Origin of the sequence: Streptomyces sp. NPDC006309 (genome assembly GCF_040613095.1) — a bacterium.
In the GTDB taxonomy this organism is placed as follows: Bacteria; Actinomycetota; Actinomycetes; order Streptomycetales; family Streptomycetaceae; genus Streptomyces.
Window position 1 is genome coordinate 169556 of record NZ_JBEXRO010000009.1, and the last position, 18308, is coordinate 187863.

16 protein-coding genes are annotated in these 18308 nt (G+C 73.4%); 10 read left to right on the forward strand and 6 right to left on the reverse strand.

Annotated elements, in window-relative coordinates:
* Positions 1-146: 146 nt before the first annotated feature.
* Complete coding sequence (gene hrpB / locus ABZ117_RS15205) at positions 147-2675, reverse strand: ATP-dependent helicase HrpB (protein WP_356820880.1); 2529 nt, start codon at positions 2673-2675, stop codon at positions 147-149.
* Positions 2676-2743: 68 nt separating this feature from the next.
* Complete coding sequence (locus ABZ117_RS15210; RefSeq protein WP_356820882.1) at positions 2744-3625, reverse strand: class I SAM-dependent methyltransferase; 882 nt, start codon at positions 3623-3625, stop codon at positions 2744-2746.
* A gap of 333 nt (positions 3626-3958) precedes the next feature.
* Here ABZ117_RS15210 and rpsA point away from each other — a divergent pair, with 333 nt between their 5' ends.
* A complete protein-coding gene (gene rpsA, locus ABZ117_RS15215) occupies positions 3959-5467 on the forward strand; it encodes a 30S ribosomal protein S1 (protein WP_356820883.1) in 1509 nt (502 codons plus the stop codon).
* Positions 5468-5572: 105 nt separating this feature from the next.
* On the opposite strand, the gene ABZ117_RS15220 is transcribed toward rpsA, so the two are convergent.
* Entirely contained in the window at positions 5573-6532 is a 960-nt protein-coding gene (locus tag ABZ117_RS15220) for a right-handed parallel beta-helix repeat-containing protein (RefSeq protein WP_356820885.1), read from the reverse strand.
* 191 nt (positions 6533-6723) lie between these two features.
* Here ABZ117_RS15220 and ABZ117_RS15225 point away from each other — a divergent pair, with 191 nt between their 5' ends.
* The 3 genes from ABZ117_RS15225 (at position 6724) to ABZ117_RS15235 (ending at position 8800) form a co-directional block, all read left to right on the forward strand.
* The gene (locus tag ABZ117_RS15225; protein ID WP_356820887.1) at positions 6724-7662 is read left to right on the forward strand and encodes a PAC2 family protein; all 939 of its coding nucleotides are present in this window, start codon (positions 6724-6726) and stop codon (positions 7660-7662) included.
* 66 nt (positions 7663-7728) lie between these two features.
* Complete coding sequence (gene coaE / locus ABZ117_RS15230; protein WP_356820889.1) at positions 7729-8370, forward strand: dephospho-CoA kinase; 642 nt, start codon at positions 7729-7731, stop codon at positions 8368-8370.
* Between the two features lie 49 nt (positions 8371-8419).
* Complete coding sequence (locus ABZ117_RS15235; RefSeq protein WP_356820891.1) at positions 8420-8800, forward strand: tetratricopeptide repeat protein; 381 nt, start codon at positions 8420-8422, stop codon at positions 8798-8800.
* 52 nt (positions 8801-8852) lie between these two features.
* Here ABZ117_RS15235 and ABZ117_RS15240 read toward each other — a convergent pair whose 3' ends face one another.
* Entirely contained in the window at positions 8853-9179 is a 327-nt protein-coding gene (locus ABZ117_RS15240) for a DUF6343 family protein (protein WP_356820892.1), read from the reverse strand.
* 377 nt (positions 9180-9556) lie between these two features.
* Between ABZ117_RS15240 and ABZ117_RS15245 the strand changes: the two genes are divergently transcribed.
* The 3 genes from ABZ117_RS15245 (at position 9557) to ABZ117_RS15255 (ending at position 12362) form a co-directional block, all read left to right on the forward strand.
* Positions 9557-10468, forward strand: a complete 912-nt coding sequence (locus ABZ117_RS15245) for an acyltransferase domain-containing protein (protein WP_356820894.1) — start codon at positions 9557-9559, stop codon at positions 10466-10468.
* 487 nt (positions 10469-10955) lie between these two features.
* Entirely contained in the window at positions 10956-11408 is a 453-nt protein-coding gene (locus ABZ117_RS15250) for a DoxX family protein (RefSeq protein ID WP_356820896.1), read from the forward strand.
* Between the two features lie 258 nt (positions 11409-11666).
* Entirely contained in the window at positions 11667-12362 is a 696-nt protein-coding gene (locus ABZ117_RS15255; RefSeq protein ID WP_356820898.1) for a uracil-DNA glycosylase, read from the forward strand.
* A 20-nt stretch (positions 12363-12382) separates the two neighbouring features.
* Here the strand turns inward: ABZ117_RS15255 and ABZ117_RS15260 are convergent, their stop codons facing one another.
* The gene (locus ABZ117_RS15260) at positions 12383-12799 is read right to left on the reverse strand and encodes a RidA family protein (RefSeq protein WP_356820900.1); all 417 of its coding nucleotides are present in this window, start codon (positions 12797-12799) and stop codon (positions 12383-12385) included.
* Between the two features lie 285 nt (positions 12800-13084).
* Here ABZ117_RS15260 and ABZ117_RS15265 point away from each other — a divergent pair, with 285 nt between their 5' ends.
* The 3 genes from ABZ117_RS15265 (at position 13085) to ABZ117_RS15275 (ending at position 16142) form a co-directional block, all read left to right on the forward strand.
* Complete coding sequence (locus ABZ117_RS15265; RefSeq protein WP_356820902.1) at positions 13085-14923, forward strand: FUSC family protein; 1839 nt, start codon at positions 13085-13087, stop codon at positions 14921-14923.
* Positions 14924-15061: 138 nt separating this feature from the next.
* On the forward strand, positions 15062-15721 hold the full coding sequence (locus ABZ117_RS15270) for a DUF899 domain-containing protein (protein WP_356820904.1): 660 nt from the start codon (positions 15062-15064) through the stop codon (positions 15719-15721).
* Positions 15722-15983: 262 nt separating this feature from the next.
* Positions 15984-16142 (forward strand): hypothetical protein, encoded by a 159-nt coding sequence (locus ABZ117_RS15275; RefSeq protein WP_356820993.1) that lies wholly within the window; start codon positions 15984-15986, stop codon positions 16140-16142.
* A gap of 122 nt (positions 16143-16264) precedes the next feature.
* Here ABZ117_RS15275 and ABZ117_RS15280 read toward each other — a convergent pair whose 3' ends face one another.
* The gene (locus tag ABZ117_RS15280) at positions 16265-18289 is read right to left on the reverse strand and encodes an ABC transporter ATP-binding protein (RefSeq protein WP_356820906.1); all 2025 of its coding nucleotides are present in this window, start codon (positions 18287-18289) and stop codon (positions 16265-16267) included.
* Positions 18290-18308: the final 19 nt, after the last annotated feature.

An 18308-nucleotide genomic window follows, 5' to 3' on the forward strand; every position in this document is an offset into this window, starting at 1 on the left:
GACCGACAGGGCGCCCTCTCCGCTCCGGCGGGGCGGGCGCCCACTGTCGTCACTGCACCCACGCATTGCCGACGACGCTGAACTGATGAACCGTCGAGAATCAGTCCTATGAGCCCTCGAACCGCTCACCCCGCGCTTGCCTGTGGTCAAGCCCGGTCCGCCCGCGCCTTCGTGTGCCGGGTCGCCCGAGCCGTCGCCGGGTCCTCGGGCCACGGATGCCGGGGATAGCGTCCGCGCAGTTCCGCGCGCACGGCCCGGTAGCCGTCCCGCCAGAAGGAGGCGAGGTCGGCCGTGACGGCGGCGGGCCGTCCGGCGGGGGAGAGCAGGTGCACGAGCAGCGGCACTCCCGCCACGGCCGGCGTCTCCTGGAGCCCGAACAGCTCCTGGAGCTTCACCGCGAGCACCGGCCGCTCCGGGTTCCCGTAGTCGATCCGGATCCTGGACCCACTCGGCACGGTGATCCGCTCGGGCGCCAGCTCGTCCAGCCGGGCGGCCTCCCCGCCCGCCCAGGGCAGCAGCCGCGCGAGCGCCTGCCCGGCGTCGATCCGCCCGAGATCCGCCCGCCGCCGGGCCCGGCCCAGCTCCGGCTCCAGCCACTCGTCCACGCGCGCGTGCAGCGCCTCGTCCGACACGTCCGGCCACGGCTCCCCGAGGTGCGTCCGCAGGAACGCCAGCCGCTGCCGCAGCAGCTCCGCCCCGGATGACCAGCGCAGCAGCCCCAGCCCCTCCTGGCGGAACCCCTCCAGAAGGGCGGCGCGTACGAGGGCCGGACGCGCGTTCCGCAGGGGCCGTACGGCCAGCTCGATCGCCCCCAGTCGCGCCACGCGCCGGGTCACGACGTCCCCGTCGGCCCAGTGCACCTCCTCGCGCTCCTCCAGGAGCGTCGCCGCGGCGTCCCGTGCCACGTCCTCCGGTACGGCGGCCCCGAGCCGCACACGCGCGTGCCCCGTTCCGGCGGGCCGGCCGGCGACCGCGACCACGATCCAGGGCGCCCCCCGCAGCGCGGACCCCTCACCCAGCTCGACCCGCGTCCCTGAGGCCATGAGGTACGACCCGCCGTCCAGCCTGGCGACACGCTCGGGGAAGGCCAGCGACGCCACGGTCCCGGCGAGCCGGTCGTCGCCGAGGCCCGGTCCGACCCGGCCGGCGCCGCCCGGGCCCGCCTTCCCGGCGGGCGGAGCGGAGAACTCCGCCGAGACGGCCCGCAGCCGCCGCACCTCCGCGGCCCACCGCCCCGCGTAGGCGTCACCCCCGTGCCGGGCCCGCCGCAGAGCAGCCGCGAGATCGTCGCCGTACTCCCTCGGCACCTCCTCGGAGAGCAGGGCGACGACCTCCGCGCCCCCGCCCGCGGTGTCCAGCAGTGCCCGTCCCAGCCGCGGATGCACCCCCAGCCGGCCCAGCCGGACACCCAGCTCCGTGGCCCGCCCCGCGGAGTCCACCGCGCCCACGGCCGTCAGCACCTCCCGCGCCGCGGCCATCGCTCCGCCCGGCGGCGGATCCAGCAACGCCAGCCCGGAGGCGTCCGGATCGCCCCAACAGGCCGCCTGAAGGGCGAACGCGGTCAGATCGGCCACCTTGATCTCCGGCGCCGGAAAAGCCGGCAGGCGGCCGTCCTCGGCCTCCGCCCAGCAGCGGTACACCGCCCCCGGCGCCTCCCGCCCGGCCCGCCCCGCCCGCTGCCGCCCGGCCGCCCGCGACGCCCGCACGGTCGTGAGCCCGCTCAGCCCGCGCGCGTGGTCCACCCTTGGCTCCCGCGCCAGCCCGGAGTCCACCACCACCCGCACCCCGGGCACCGTCAGCGACGACTCCGCCACGGACGTCGCCAGCACCACCCGGCGCCTCTCCCCGGGCGCCAGCACCGCGTCCTGCACCGCCGCCGGCGCCCGCCCGTGCACCTGGAGGACGTCCACCGCGCCCAGGTCCCCCAGCTGTCCGGCCACGCGCGCGATCTCGCCGACGCCGGGCAGGAAGCACAGCACGTCCCCCTCCCGCTCCGCCAGCGCCCGCCGCACCACCGCCGTGACATGGGCCAGCAGCGCGGGATCGACCCGCATCCCGTGCGGCGGCCGTACCGGACGCGCCGGGGGAGCCCACACCACGTCCACCGGATGCGCCACGCCCGTCGCCTCGACCACCGGCGCCCCGCCGAGCAGCCGCGCCCACCCCCCGGCGTCGGTGGTAGCCGACGCCGCCACCAGCCGCAGGTCCGGCCGCAGCGCCTGCCGCACGTCCCACAGGAACGCGGCCACCGTGTCGGCGTCCAGATGCCGCTCGTGGCACTCGTCGATGACGACGGCATCCGTACCGGCCAGCTCCTGATCGCGCTGGAGCCGCTGCAACAGCACACCGGTCGTCACGACCTCCACGCGCGTGTGCCGCCCCACGGCCCGCTCACCGCGCACCGTGAAGCCGATGCTGCCGCCCGGCTTCTCACCGAGCAGCCAGGCCATGCGCCGGGCCGCCGCCCGGGCCGCGATCCGCCGCGGCTCGGCCACCACCACCCGCCGCGCGGGACCGCCGCCGACCAGCCCCGCGAGCACCAGCGGCACCAGGGTCGTCTTCCCCGTGCCGGGCGGCGCCACCAGCACGGCGGCGCCGCCACCCTCCAGGGCGTCGGTCAGGGCCGGCAGGGCGGAGCGCACGGGCAGCGCGTCGAGGGCGTCGTCACGGATCACGCCCCCAGTGTCGTACGACGCCGAGGACCGTCCCCACGCGCGCGTGCGCGGCGACGAGCGGACGCCGCCTAGGAGATCCGGTCCCGCTCGCACACGAAGACCGCCGTGCCCGGGATCAGGTTCCCGCGCAGCGGCGACCAGCCGCCCCACTCGGAGGTGTTCCAGGCCGGCCACTCCGGCTCCACCAGGTCCACCAGCCGGAAGCCCGACGCCACGATGTCCCGCACCCGGTCGCCGAGCGTCCTGTGGTGCTCCACGTAGACCGCGCGGCCGTCCTCGTCCTGCTCCACGTAGGGCGTGCGGTCGAAGTAGGAGGAGGCCACCGACAGACCCTCGGGCCCCGGCTCGTCCGGGAACGCCCAGCGGATCGGATGGGTCACCGAGAACACGAACCGGCCGCCCGGCCGCAGCACCCGGTGCACCTCGCGCAGCACCAGTCGCGGATCGGCCACGAACGGCAGCGCGCCGTACGCGGAGCAGACCAGGTCGAAGGACCCGTCCGCGAAGGGCAGCGCGCCCGCGTCGGCGCAGACCAGCGGGAACGAACCGCCTATTCGCAGGGCGTGCTGCAACTGCCGGTGCGAGAGGTCCAGGGCCACCGGGCGGGCGCCCTGCGCGGCCAGCCAGCGCGCGCACTGCGCCGCGCCGGCGCCGATCTCCAGGACCGACTTGCCCTTCAGCTCCTCCGCGGGGCCGAGCAGCTCGGCCTCCACCTCGTCCAGGCCCTCCGGACACCACACGAAGCGGTCGTCGCCGAGGAACGTGCCGTGCTCGTTCTGGTACTCGTCGGCGTTGCGGTCCCACCAGCCGCGGTTGGCCCGCGCGCTCTCCGTGACGTCCGCGTCACGTCGTGTGGCCTCCGGCTCGAACCCCTCGGAGCCCTCGGGTTCGTATGTTTCCGGCTCTTGGATGATCGGCTCCCTCGTCGTACTCTTCCGTCCAGCCCGCACAGGGGCCCCACGGAAGGACTTCCGCGGGCCCGCGCGGCCCGCTGGGACATTTCTTCCGCCGGGTATGCGGTGATCCGCCCCGGGTGTGCGCCTTCGCGCATTGACCCTGCCCGGCTGCCCCCGTATGCTACAAGTTGCGCTGCGGGCCTGCGCTCCTCAGACGTAGCAGGCTGCGCTCGCATCTGTTGTATGTCCCCTCGGTTGTCGAGGCGCCACCGGGCATCCGGTGCTTATGTGGCGCTTCCTTGGCTGTCCGGCTTCTTCAGAGCGAAACGGGCTCCCGGCGTAAGCAGTACCTACGACTTCAATGTCCGTACCGGAGCCCTTTCCCACATGACGAGCAGCACCGAGACCACCGCCACCACCCCGCAGGTAGCGGTCAACGACATCGGTAACGAGGAAGCCTTCCTCGCCGCGATCGACGAGACGATCAAGTACTTCAACGACGGCGACATCGTCGACGGCGTCATCGTGAAGGTCGACCGGGACGAGGTCCTGCTCGACATCGGTTACAAGACCGAAGGTGTGATCCCGAGCCGCGAGCTCTCGATCAAGCACGACGTCGACCCCAACGAGGTCGTCGCCGTCGGTGACGAGATCGAGGCCCTTGTTCTCCAGAAGGAGGACAAGGAAGGCCGCCTGATCCTCTCGAAGAAGCGCGCCCAGTACGAGCGTGCCTGGGGCACCATCGAGAAGATCAAGGAAGAGGACGGGATCGTCACCGGTACCGTCATCGAGGTCGTCAAGGGTGGTCTCATCCTCGACATCGGCCTCCGCGGCTTCCTTCCGGCCTCGCTGGTCGAGATGCGCCGTGTCCGCGACCTCCAGCCCTACGTGGGCAAGGAGCTCGAGGCCAAGATCATCGAGCTGGACAAGAACCGCAACAACGTGGTCCTGTCCCGCCGTGCCTGGCTCGAGCAGACCCAGTCCGAGGTCCGCCAGACCTTCCTCACGACCCTCCAGAAGGGTCAGGTCCGCTCCGGCGTGGTCTCCTCGATCGTCAACTTCGGTGCCTTCGTGGACCTGGGTGGCGTCGACGGTCTGGTCCACGTGTCCGAGCTGTCCTGGAAGCACATCGACCACCCCTCCGAGGTTGTCGAGGTCGGCCAGGAGGTCACCGTCGAGGTTCTCGACGTGGACATGGACCGCGAGCGCGTCTCCCTGTCGCTGAAGGCGACCCAGGAAGACCCGTGGCAGCAGTTCGCCCGCACCCACCAGATCGGCCAGGTCGTGCCCGGCAAGGTCACGAAGCTGGTTCCGTTCGGTGCGTTCGTCCGCGTGGACGAGGGCATCGAGGGTCTGGTCCACATCTCCGAGCTGGCCGAGCGCCACGTGGAGATCCCGGAGCAGGTCGTCCAGGTCAACGACGAGATCTTCGTCAAGGTCATCGACATCGACCTCGAGCGTCGTCGCATCAGCCTCTCGCTGAAGCAGGCCAACGAGGCGTTCGGCAGCGACCCGGCCTCGGTCGAGTTCGACCCGACCCTGTACGGCATGGCCGCGTCGTACGACGACCAGGGCAACTACATCTACCCCGAGGGCTTCGACCCCGAGACCAACGACTGGCTCGAGGGCTACGAGACCCAGCGGGAGGCGTGGGAGCACCAGTACGCCGAGGCGCAGTCCCGCTTCGAGCAGCACCAGCAGCAGGTCATCAAGTCCCGTGAGGCCGACGAGGCCGCTGCGGCCGAGGGTGGCGAGGCTGCGGCTCCGGCCGCGTCCGCCGGCGGTGGCGGCGGTGGCGGTTCGTACTCCTCCGAGGGTGCGGACACCTCCGGTGCCCTGGCCTCGGACGAGGCGCTGGCCGCACTGCGCGAGAAGCTGGCCGGTGGCCAGAGCTGATCGCTGCCGCTGAGGCTTAGCCGATAGTCGGCTGAGGGGCCGTACCTTTCGGGGTACGGCCCCTCAGGCGTTCCCCGGGCCGCCGGGCGCGGGCTTCTGACCCCCTTACGGCGTCACCTGGACGTTGGTCAGGCCGTTGCCGCCGGTCACCGTGTTGGTGCTGTAGACCGTCGTCCGGCAGGTGGCGCTGTCGCCGGTGACGTCGATGGCCAGACGCGTCGCGCCGGTCGCACCGGTCAGCGTCGACCGGTTGCCCCTGAAGACCGTGCCGCAGCCCCAGCCGGACTGCTGGGTGTGGGTCTGGTAGCCGTCGTTGGTGGTGGCGCTGCCCGTGTTGTCCTGGACGAGGACGTCGTTGCCCTTCACGTCGACCCAGGAGTCGTCGTAGTTCGCGCCTGTCAGGCCGCTGCCGTCGAAGGTGTTGCCGATGATCCGGGCACCCGTCGTGCCTTCCTTGATGTCGACGTTCTCGCCGCCCACGTCCGGGCCGATCGTGTTGCCCAGGATCTGGATGCGGTCGCTCCGGTCGGCGAGCGTGTTGGCGGTGCCCACGTACACGCCCTCGCCCATGCCCCGGCCGTCGTTCCCGGTGTCGTAGATCCTCGAGTTCCTGAGCACGCCGTCCGTGCTGGAGTCGCGGAAGTGCACGCCCTCCATGTCCAGGCCGTGCACCGTGACGCCGTCCACGACGACGCCCCCGGCCGCGTCGATCATGATGCCCTTCTGGCCGCCGGTCACGGTCAGGCCGCTGACCGTCCAGTACGAGGCGCCGTTGAGGTACAGGCCGTAGCCGCCGCCGGCTGTCAGTACGGCCCGCGGCGAGCCGGTGAGGGTGATGCGCGCGGAAGCCGTGGCCGGCGTCAAGGCCTTGAAGTTGCCGGTGTAGGTGCCGTCCGCCAGATGGATCGTGTCGCCGGGCCGGGCGGCGCCGAGGGCGGTCTTCAGCTGGGCCGCGGTCGCGACCTCGACGGTGGCGGCCGAGGCCGGGCCGGTGGCGGCGAGAAGCAGTCCGCCGGCGGAGAGGGTGGGGACGAGCAGGGAGATGAGCGACGTGCGTGCGCGCATGAGTGCTCCTGTCGTACGTTCTCCTACATGAACGACGGACTCCAGCATGAATTCTGGTCGTCGTGAAGGTACGGACCAGGTGACGGGCCGTCAAGAGGTCGCGCGCGAGATCGCTGATCAGCGGCGTGTCATGGGAATTCCCCCGCTCCAGGGCGCGTTGTCGCAGGAGAACACGAGGAGGGGCGGTCACAGTGCTTGATCCGCAGGGTTTGTACGCATGGGAGCCGAAGGGCCTGGCCGTGGTCGACATGGCGCTCGCCCAGGAGTCGGCCGGCCTGGTCATGCTCTACCACTTCGACGGATACATCGACGCGGGTGAGACCGGCGACCAGATCGTGGACCGGCTGCTCGACTCGCTGCCCCACCAGGTCGTGGCGCGCTTCGACCACGACCGGCTCGTGGACTACCGCGCCCGCCGGCCGCTGCTGACCTTCAAGCGGGACCGCTGGACGGACTACGAGGTCCCGGCCATCGAAGTCCACCTCGTCCAGGACACCACCGGTGCCCCGTTCCTGCTGCTGTCGGGCCCGGAGCCGGACGTGGAGTGGGAGCGGTTCGCGGCGGCGGTCCGGCAGCTGGTGGAGCGGCTCGGCGTCCGCCTGTCCGTGAACTTCCACGGCATCCCCATGGGCGTCCCGCACACCCGCCCCGTCGGCCTGACCCCGCACGGCAACCGCAACGACCTCGTCCCCGGCCACCGCAGCCCCTTCGAGGAGGCCCAGGTGCCCGGCAGCGCCGAGTCGCTGGTCGAGTACCGCCTCATGGAGGCCGGGCACGACGTCCTGGGTGTCGCCGCGCACGTCCCGCACTACATCGCCCGTTCCCCGTACCCGGACGCGGCCCTGACCGTCCTGGAAGCCATCACGGCCGCCACCGGCCTGGTCCTGCCCGGCGTCGCGCACGCGCTGCGCACGGACGCGCACCGCACACAGACCGAGATCGACCGGCAGATCCAGGAGGGCGACGAGGAGCTGACCGCGCTCGTGCAGGGCCTGGAGCACCAGTACGACGCCGCGGCGGGCGCCGAGACCCGGGGCAACATGCTCGCCGAGGCCGTGGACATTCCGTCGGCCGACGAGATCGGTCAACAGTTCGAGCGCTTCCTGGCGGAGCGCGAAGGCGAGAGCTGACCCCCGGCTTCTCCGGACCGGCCGCCGCCGGTTCCGCCGGCCACGGCAGGGCCTAAGCTACCGCTCATGCTGACAGTGGGCCTGACCGGCGGGATCGGCGCCGGCAAGAGCGAGGTGTCGCGGTTGCTCGTGGGGCACGGGGCCGTGCTGATCGACGCGGACCGCATCGCACGCGAGGTCGTGGCGCCCGGCACCCCCGGCCTCGCCGCCGTGGCCGACGCCTTCGGCACCGACGTCCTCGCCCCCGACGGCAGCCTCGACCGGTCCCGGCTCGGCTCGATCGTCTTCGCCGACCCCGAGAAGCTCGCCGTCCTCAACTCGATCGTGCACCCCCTGGTGGGCGCCCGGTCCCGCGAGCTGGAGAGCGCCGCGGCCGAGGACGCCGTCGTCCTCCACGACGTGCCGCTGCTCACCGAGAACGGCCTCGCGCCGCTCTACGACGTGGTGATCGTCGTCGACGCCGCCCCCCAGACCCAGCTCGACCGGCTGGTCCGGCTGCGCGGGATGACCGAGGAGGACGCACGCGCGCGTATGGCCGCGCAGGCGACCCGCGAGCAACGCCGGGAGATCGCCGACATCCTGATCGACAACGACGTACCCCTGGACGCGCTGAGGAAGCGCGTCGCCGAGGTCTGGGACGAGCTCGTACGGCGGGCGCGTCGGGGCGGGGACCGGGCGCCGGGCGAGGGTGGTGCGGCCGCGGAATAGCGGTCCGGCACGGGGCGTTGCAGCGGTGGAGTGAGGGAAGGACTCAGTCGTGCCCGAGACCAGCGGTTCCATCGGACCTACGCCGGAAACCCACGTGATCGACTTCCGTGCCGCCGAGCAGCTGCTCAACGCGCGGGACCCCCTGGGCGCGGTGAAGCTGCTCGACGGAGTCATCGCCGCCCACCCCGAGAACACCGCCGCCCGGCTGCTGCGCGCGCGAGCCTTCTTCGCCGCGGCGCAACTGCGACCGGCCGAGCTGGAGTTCACCATCGTGCTGGAACGCGAGCCGGACAACGCCTTCGCGCACTTCGCGCTGGCCCGCACCTACCAGCGCCAGAACCGTCCCGAGCAGGCCAAGCGCCACTTCCGGCTGGCCGCCGCGCTCGACCCGAACCCGGACTATCTGAAGGCCGCGCGCTTCGAGGCCTGACGGCGGACCGCCCCGGCGGCTGCTCGGCCGGCCGGTGCGCGCCTGCCGTCGATCACGGGTGCCGGTGCCTGGGCGGCCCGGGGCGGGGCGGCCGGGGGTAGGGGGGCCGTGGGTGGGGCGGTCCGGCTTCCGGCGGCTGGTACGGCGGGATGTCACGGCCCGGCTGGTAGTGCGGGCCCTGGCGCAGATGCCTGAGGATCATGGCCATGTCGACGGCGACCACCAGGGACAGCACCCCGCAGGCCACCGCCCAGCCGGGGCGCCCGGCCAGCGCGAACACCGCCGTGCCGAGGACCGCCCACAGCAGCCCCCACACGCTCAGCCAGAACCGCGCCCGCAGGGGGCTGCGCGCGGTTCTCGGTTCACTGCCGGTACGCATAGGGCCACCACTCCACTCCTCTTCGCACCGTACTCTTCGATGATGACGCACATCAACGCCCGACGGAGCACGGGGAGCGGCGTCCGGTGCGGTGGGGTGGGCCGGGCGCTGGACAGGCTCTCGACGGGTGACGGGTGACGGGTGACGGGTGACGGGTGACGGGTGACGGGTGACGGGTGACGGGTGACGGGTGACGGGTGACGGGTCGCGGGAGCCGGCCGGGCGGCACCGGGACAGGGAGGGCGACTCGGCGTGCGGCAACGCGCGCGGGGCGACCCCCGGCGGCGCCGGGAGAGCGGAAGCCGGCCACCGCGGATCGTGCTCGGTGAGACGCGCGCGGCGGCGCCGTCCGCCGGAACCGAAAGGGGGAACCGCGCGTGCTGCCGGACGCCGACGACCTGCCCGAACTCCTCCTCGACCTCGCCGTACCGCACGAGGACATCAACGAACTCGTCGCACGCCGGCGCCGGGTGACCGCTGACCCGGGCACGCTCAGGCTCCTGACGGACTGCGTCGAGGAACTGCTCCGGGAACCGTGGGACACGGGCCGCACGCCCGACCTCGCCGAGCCGTTCGCCGCGGCCCCGGCCGAACTGGCCGACGTCTTCGCCGTGTACGTCTTCCTCGCCGCCCTCCCGCGCACGCGGGCGTATCACCGGGCGCGCGGCATCCCGGCCGAGATTTCCCGGCGCACCCTGGCCGACCTGGGCCGGCACATGGCCGCGTACCGCGGACGGCACGGCAGGACGGGCGTGCAGTCGCGGCGCTGGCTGGTCCGCCATTTCCGCGGGGAGCTGTACCAGTTGGGCCGGTTGCAGTTCGAGCGGGCGCGGCTCGGGGACCGCGACGCCCGGGTGACGGCGGCGGCGGGACTGGACGCGGCACCCGGCACACCCTGCCTGAACCTGCACATCCCCGACTTCCACGGCCCGCTGACCCCGTCCGCCTGCGACCGCTCCCTGGCGCTCGCCCGCGCGTTCTTCCCCCTGCACTTCCCCGGGGAACGGCCGGGCGCCGTACTGTGCCACTCCTGGCTCCTCGACCCGCAGTTACGGCGTCACCTGCCCGCCGGATCCGGCATCGTCCGCTTCCAGGAACGGTTCCGCATCGCCTGCGACGAGACGGCACCGGCCGACGCGGAGCCGGTCCGGTTCGTGTTCGGGGACCCGGACCTGCCGGTGGCCGGGCTGCCTCGCCGCACGTCGGTGGAGCGGGCGGTCGGTGACCATCTGCGGGCGGGCGGCCACTGGTACATCGGGCACGGATGGTTCCCGTTCCGCGCTGAATGACTCGAACGGGTGGATCGGGGGAGGAGGGGAACGGGCGTGCGCAGGCGGGCCGTTGTACGGGCATGAGGGTCGACATGCGTGAGGGACACGAGGGTACGGGACCGACGCCCCGCCCCCGGAGGGCGGCTGTGCGCTCATCCAGGGCGAGGGCGAGGACCACCCCTGCGATGTGGCGCGGGAACCGTGCGCATTGTCTCGGCGGAACCGGTCGGACAGGGCGAACCTGGTGCACTGTGCGTATGTGTTCCCGGACGCGGTGTGGACCCAGACGTTCCTGTCCCGGCCCCTGCCCAAGGAGCGGTTCGAGTCGGCGCCGGCGGAGGCGGGACTGGAGGTGGACGCGTATCTCACCCCGGACGGTATATGGGTGGGGCACTGCCCAGGGCGTGACGGCGGCCGGGGCCGCGGCGATGAGTTTCCGGTATCCGGCCGGTCTACGTCGGTGAAAGCAACCGGTACCGCTTCGCCGCCTCACCAGGAGACATCCATGTCGCACACCACCGCCCCCGTCGGCACCACGACACCCACCAGCGGCCCCGGCTCGCCCGTCACCGGCCGGGCACGCGGGCTCCGGATCGCCCTGCGGACCGTCCAGGTGCTGCTCGCCCTGTTCTACGGCATCGCGAGCGCCCTGCCCAAGCTCATCGCGCACCCGTCGGCCGTCGAGTCCTTCGACAGAATGGGCTGGGGCAGCGGGGCCATGTACACGATCGGCGCGCTCGAACTCGCGGGAGCCGTCGCGCTGTTGATACCGCTGCTCCAGTCCGTGGCCGCCCTCGCCCTCGGCGCGCTCATGGTCGGCGCGTTCATCGTCCAGCTCACCGCGTTCGACGGCGAGAACGCGGCGACCCCGCTGATCCTGGTCGTGCCGCTCCTCCTGATCGCCTGGGCCCGTCGGCAGCACAACAGGGACCTGCTGAGCCTGCTGCGCCGAAGCTGACAGCCCTGAGGTCGTCCACCGACGCCGACGCCTACGGGCAGGCTGGGGGCCGGCCGATGCCATCGGGCCCGGACGTGAGCCACTGGGGCAGCGGTGGTGGCGGGTTCCCGGATGACGGCGCCGCGCGCGGTCGCGAGACCGACTGCTTCGGTGGCTCGGGTGGCCCCCGACTGCCCGGCCGCGCCCGCAGGGGCTGATCTGCGCGTTCGGGCGCCGGATGCCGCGTTCGCCCGAGCACCTCGGGGCACTCGGGACGGTATGGACGACAGCAGTGCCCTCGCCCGTCTCGACCGGCGCGTCGCCGACTGCCGGGCCTGCCCCCGGCTGGTCGACTGGCGTGAGGAGGTGGCCCGTACCAAGCGGGCCGCGTTCGCCGACGAGACGTACTGGGGGCGGCCGGTCCCCGGCTTCGGCCCCGCCGACGCCCGGCTGGTGATCATCGGTCTGGCCCCGGCCGCGCACGGCGGCAACCGCACCGGCCGCATGTTCACCGGCGACCGCTCCGGTGACGTGCTCTACCAGGCGATGTACGACGTGGGGCTCGCCTCCCAGCCCACCTCCGTCCGTGCCGACGACGGCCTGGAGCTGTACGGCGTCCGTGTCACCGCGCCCGTGCACTGCGCCCCGCCCGCCAACAAGCCGACCCCGGGTGAGCGCGACACCTGCCGGTCCTGGCTGGTCCAGGAGCTGACGCTGCTCCGCCCGACGCTGCGGGCCGCGGTCGTCCTCGGTGCCTTCGGCTGGCAGGCCGCGCTGCCGGCGTTCGCGCAAGCGGGCTGGACCGTGCCCCGCCCCCGGCCGGCCTTCGCCCACGGCACCCGGGTCGCGCTCGACGGCCTCGACCTGTTCGGCTGCTTCCACGTCAGCCAGCGCAACACCTTCACCGGCCGTCTCACCACCGAGATGCTGCGCGAGGTGCTGCGCACGGCGGCGGGAACGGCCGGGCTGCTGTGACGGCCGCCGGCGGACCGCTGTCAGGTCCGGTCAGGTGCTTCCGGCACCACAGCCGTGGCCGTGATCTCCACCAGCTGTCCGGTGTATCCGAGGCAGGCGACGCCGAGCAGCGTGGACGAGTGCGGCCCCCGGCTCAGACCGGACGCCTCGACCACCTCCCACACGGCGGACAGTGTCGCGGTCTCGCTGCTGACCACGTACACCTCCGTGTCGAGCACATGCTCCAGGTCGCTGCCGACGGCGTGCAGTTGCTCCCGCAGGTTGGCGATGACCTGCTCGGCCTGGCGTACGGGGTCCCCCGGGCCCACCAGTTCGCCGTCGGCGGTGAGCGGCACCGCCCCGGCGAGGAACGCGAGCCTGGTGCCGGCCTCCACGACGGAGGTGTGGGAGTAGGTGGGCGGCGGGAACAGAGTGGGGACGGTGACACGCTGGATCATGGAAGCGACTCCTGGGGCGGTTCACGGGCAACTGCCCGATGATCGTCCCCTTCCGCCCGTGACCGCATCCGAATTACGCGTCCCGGGGCGGGCGCCGGGCCGCCGCCGGGTGCCGCGGGAGGGCGGCCCGCGATTGCGTTCATAAAGTAATCGGCCGGCCCGGCACCTTTCACACGGGCGAAACGTGAGCACACCGTTCGCACCGGGAAGACGCTCTACGGTGGGAACGTCCGCCGGCCGCCGTCGTCCGAAGGCCCACCCCGCCCTCGTACGAACAGGAGTCCCGTGCACCGGCCCGCCGCACCCCCCTGGCTCGCCCACGCCTTCCGTGCCCAGCGCGGTCCCGTTCCCTGGAGCGCCGTGACCCGGGGCGCGCTCGCCGCCGGGCCGTTGCTGCTCGCCGGCCTGCTCGGCGGGCGGACGGCCGTCGGGGTGCTCGCCGCCATCGCCGCGATGCTCGCCGGCATCAACGACCGGCCCGGCAGCCGGCGGGTCTCGGTGAAGCGGCTCGGGGTGCCCGCGCTGGCCGGCGCCCTCGGGCTGCTGGTGGGCACGTATGCCGGGCACGGCCTGACCGCCGTACCGCTGACCCTGGCGCTCACCCTGCTCGGACTGGTCGCCGGAGCCGTCAGCGCGGTCGGGCCCGTCGCCTCCGCCGCCGGGACCCAGCTGCTGGTCGCCGCGGCCGTCGGGGCCGGGATGCCGGCGGCCGAACCCGGCTGGCAGCGCGCCCTGGCCTTCCTCGCCGGAGCCGGCTGGCTGCTCGTGCTGCGGCTGGCCCTGCCCACCCCCGGCTCGCTCCCCGGGGACTTCCGGTTCGACGGGGAGCGGGCGGCGGTCGCCGAGGTGTACGACGCGGTCGCCGCGCTCCTCGACGCCGTGGGCGGGGAGCACGCCACCGCCCGGCGGGCCGCGCTCACCGCCGCCCTCGACCACGCCCAGGACGCCCTCGCCGGCCCCCGCCTGCGCCGCTACGCCGGCTCCGCCGCCGAGCGCCGGCTGCACGCCCGGTTCGTGGCGGCGCTGCCGCTCGCCGAGGCCGCCACCGCCCTGTACTGGGCGGGGGAGCCGGTGCCGGCGCGGACGGCACAGGGCCCGCGGCGGCTCGCCGCCGCGATCCGTACCGGTACCGGGCCCGGCCCGCTGCCCGCGCCGCACCGGTCGGCGCCCGCCCTGCGCGCCCTGGACGACGCCCTGCTGCGTGCCGCCGAGGTCTTCGACCGGGGCGAGGGCGCCCACCACGGGCCGTCCGGCCGGCGCCGCGGTGTCCGGTGGGCGCTGCGTGCCGCGCTGGGGGCCGGCGGCCGCGAGTACGGACTGCGCGTCGCCCTCAGTTTCGGCGCCAGCGCCGCCATCGCCCAGGCCCTGCACCACGCCCGCTGGTACGGGCAGCACGAGCACTGGTACTGGCTGCCCGCCACCGCCGTCTTCCTCGTCAAACCCGATCTCGGCCCGCTCGCCTCCCGGGTGCTGTGCCGGGCCGCCGGCACCGTGCTGGGCGCTGTGGTGTTCGCCGGTTGCGCGGCGTTCCTGCCCCGTCCGGCCGGACTGGTCGCGCTGGTCGCGGTGTGCGGCGCCCTCGTACCGGTCGCCACCCGGCACTTCGCGGCGCTCACCGCCGTCGTCACCGTCCTCGTCCTCGCCCTGGTCATGGCCGGCGGGGAACCGCAGGCCTCCGTCGGCCGGATCGGCGAGACCCTGCTGGCCTGCGTCCTCGTGCTGCTCGTCGGGCACCTGCCGATGCCGGGGCAGCGCGGCGGCGGGGTGAGGTCCCGGCTGGCCGCGGCCGAGAACGCCGCGCACGCCTATCTCCTGCACGTCCTCGGCGAGTCCGGTGACCGCGCCGAGCGGTGGGCGCTGCGCCGGGAGGCCTACCGCACCCTCGCCGAGGCCCGCACCGCCATCGCGCTGGCCGCCGCCGAACTGCCCGCGCTCGCCCGGCACACCGAGGGCACGGACGCCGTCGCCGAGGTGTTGGAACGGCTGGTGGACACGACGACGGCCTGCGCCGTGCAGCTGGACGACACCGGTCGGCTCGGCCCCCGGCACACGCGGCGACTGCGGGAGGCACTGGAAGAGCTGGAGACGTACCAGGGGCGGGCGCCGCTGCCCCTGGCGGCGTGACCGGTCCGCGGGGTTCCGGGCGGTGCGGGTCGCGCCGGTGCCCGGACGAGACTGGCCGAAAAACGCTCCGCACCGGGCGATGAGTTCCGCTCCCGCCGACGGTCACCACCCCGAACCGACCGTCGGACAGGAGGGCCCATGTCGCTTCCGGAGATCGTCTCGCGTGAGCGGTGGCGCGCGGCGCGCGAGGAGTTGCTGCGCAAGGAGGAGGCGGTCAGACGGGCCCGTGAGGTTCTCGGCGCCGAGCGGCGGCGGCTGCCCATGACCGAGGTCGACGCGGAGTACGTCTTCGAGGGCGGCGACGGCAAGGCCACTCTCCTCGACCTCTTCGAGGGGCGGACCCAGCTCGTCGTCCACCACTTCGCGTTCGCGCCGGAGTGGACGAGCGGCTGCCCGTGCTGCGCGGCCTTCCTGGACCAGGTCGGCCACCTCGCCCACCTGCGCGCCCGGAACACCTCCTTCGCGGCCGTCTCCCGGGCGCCGTTCACCCGGATCCTGCCGTTCAAGGCCCGGATGGGCTGGGCGGTGCCGTGGTACTCCTCGGGGGACTGCGGCCACGACCCCGGCCGCGACTTCAACCGTGACTTCGAGGCCACCGTCGAGTCGGACGGAGAGCTGGTCGAGCGCCCCGGGCTCAGCTGCTTCCTCCGCGAGCACGACCGGGTCTTCCACACGTACTCGGTGTACGACGACGGACTGGACGGCCTGGGCACCGCCACCGGCCTGCTCGATCTGACGGCGCTCGGCCGCAGCCCCGCCGGCAGCGACCGCCTCCGCCTCCACGACGAGTACGACTGATGACCACGAGCACGGCTGGTGAGGACGAGTAACTGATGACGACGAGCCCGACCGATGACATGGACGGTCCCGCCACGTCCCCGGAACCGGGCATTCACGGTCCTGTTCGTGTCACAAAGTGAACGGATCCTCACGGTCCGCGCCGACCAGGTGTCGAGAAGGTATCAGTCGCGTCACTGAGCGAGGCGTTTCCCCTCTCCAGAGCGTTAACTCCTACACGAACGACGCTTTCTGGAGGTGCGAGATGGTGAACGGGCGAACGGTGCTCGAGCGCTTTACCGCCGGTGGTCCGCGGGGATCCTGGCCCGCGGAGGAGTTCGCGCACGCACGACGTCTGGAGGGGCTGGCCGCGGAGGTCGTCATGGACCTCGCCACGGACACGTTCCTGGTCATCGTGCGGGGGAGCGAGGCCAGCGAGTGAGCCGGTGAGCCGGCGACGGATCGCCCGCCGGCCCCGGCCGGAGCGGCTCGGACCGGAGCGGTTCGGGCCGGCGCGGCTCAGGGCGGCGCGGCTCAGGGCGGCGCGGTTCGGGTGGGAACGGTTCAGGCCGGCTTCGGCGCCGGCACCTTCCGCGGTGCCGCTGCCTTCGCCGTGAACTGCTCCGCCTGGAGCCTGTACAGCTCGGCGTACACACCGCCCCTGGCCAGCAACTGCTCCGGAGTGCCGGACTCCACCAGACGGCCGTGCTCCAGCACGTGCACCAGGTCGGCGTGCCGGACCGACGCCAGCCGATGAGTGATCAGGACCACCGTCTGCCCGCCCCCAGCCAGCGCCCGGATCTTCTCGAACACCTCCAGCTCGGCCCGCGCGTCCAGCGCCGCCGTCGGCTCGTCCACGATCAGGATGCTCCCGCGCCGGTACGCGGCCCGGGCGATGCCGAGCCGCTGCCACTGGCCGCCGGACAGCTCGTGACCGCCGCTGAAGTTCCGGGCCAGCAGGGTGTCCAGGCCGCGCGGCAGATCCGCGACCACGTCCGCGGCCCCCGCCTCGGCGACCGACATGGCCAGCCGTTCCTCCGTCATGGGCGCGCCGGAGCGGCCGACGGCCACGTTGACCCGGGCGGTGAACGGCCAGCGCTTGAAGTCCTGTGCCACCATCGCGACGCGCTCGGCGAGCAACCGCCGGTCGGCGCGCGCGGCATCGACGCCGTCCCACAGGATCCGGCCCCGGTCCGGCGTGTACAGGCCCGCGAGCAGCTTGACCAGCGTGGTCTTGCCCGAGCCGTTCTCGCCGACGAGCGCGATGATCCGCCCCAGGGGCAGGGTGAGGGTGACGTCGTCCAGAGCGGGACGCGAGGTGCTCCGCTCACCGGTGTCCTCCGGGTGCGCGCCCGGCGTCCGTGGCTGCGGCTGCGGCTGCGGGTCGCGCGGGTAGCCGAAGGTGACGTTCTCGAAGCGGATCTCCTCCGGGTGCTCCGGCAGCGGCTCCCCGCCCACGGGAATGGCCCGCGCGGCCGCCTCGACGTACAGCCGCTGGAGATCGCCCACGAACAGCGCCTCCTCGTGCAGCTCGTTGACCGCCAGGACCAGCGTGTCCAGGCTCGCCGCGCCCGTACGGACCGCGATCACCGCTGTACCCGCCACCGACAGGACCATCGCGCCGGCCAGCAGCAACGCGCCCAGCGTCGCGTACGTCGCGAGGGTCGCCAGACCCGTCCAGCTCGCGGCGATCAGACCGGTGCGGGCGGCCAGCCGGGACAGCCGCGCCTGTTCCGCCTCGGCGGTCTCCGACATGCACCGGAAGTGGCGCAGCAGGAACGGTCCCATCCCGTGCACCCGGATCTCGGGGGCGGCGGCCGGCTCGGTGAGCAGGTTGCCGATCAGCTGGCCGGCCCGCGCGTGCTGCACCCAGGTGTGGAAGGACTCGTAGCGGCGCCGGGCGTTGGTCAGCGCGCTCCAGGCGCTGGGCAGGGTCATGGTGACCAGCAGCGGCAGCAGCCCCGGATGCAGCACGGTGAGCACGCCCGCCGCGGCGAACAGTGAGATGATCGAGTTGATCACCCGGGTGCCGTGGCCGATCATGTGCCGGGTGGACCGGGCGCCGTACTGCGCCCTGTCCAGCAGCTTGTGGAAGGCGTGGTCCTCGATCGCGGCCAGCTCCACGTTCGCCGCCCGCTCCAGATACAGCTCGGTCGCCACCCGCTCCACCTTGGGCTCCAGCCGCCCGGTGGCGTAGATCGACGCCGCCCGCAGGAGTGCGGCCAGCAGCAGCACGCCGGCCAGTACGACCAGGGCGGGGGCCGCCGAGTGCAGCCGCTGCCCGATGTCCGGCCCGGTGAGCAGCTTGCCGAGCGCGTTGTTCACCGCCAGCAGGCTCACCGCCTGGGTCACGCCCCGGCCCAGCTCCGCGGCCAGGACCACCCGGGCGGCCCGCGCGTCGGCCTGCCGGGCCAGCCGCAGACTCGACGCCAGCATGCCCGGGAGCCGGGTCATCATCGCCCGGAAGCCCAGCTCCAGGAAGGCGTCCGCGTGTTCGTTCCAGCCCATGTCGTACCGGAGCGGCCCGCCGAACAGCAGCCGCTCCGACTCCGACACCGCGGGCTGGACCGCCTCCCGTCTCTTCCCCACCACGACCTCCCGCTCCCAC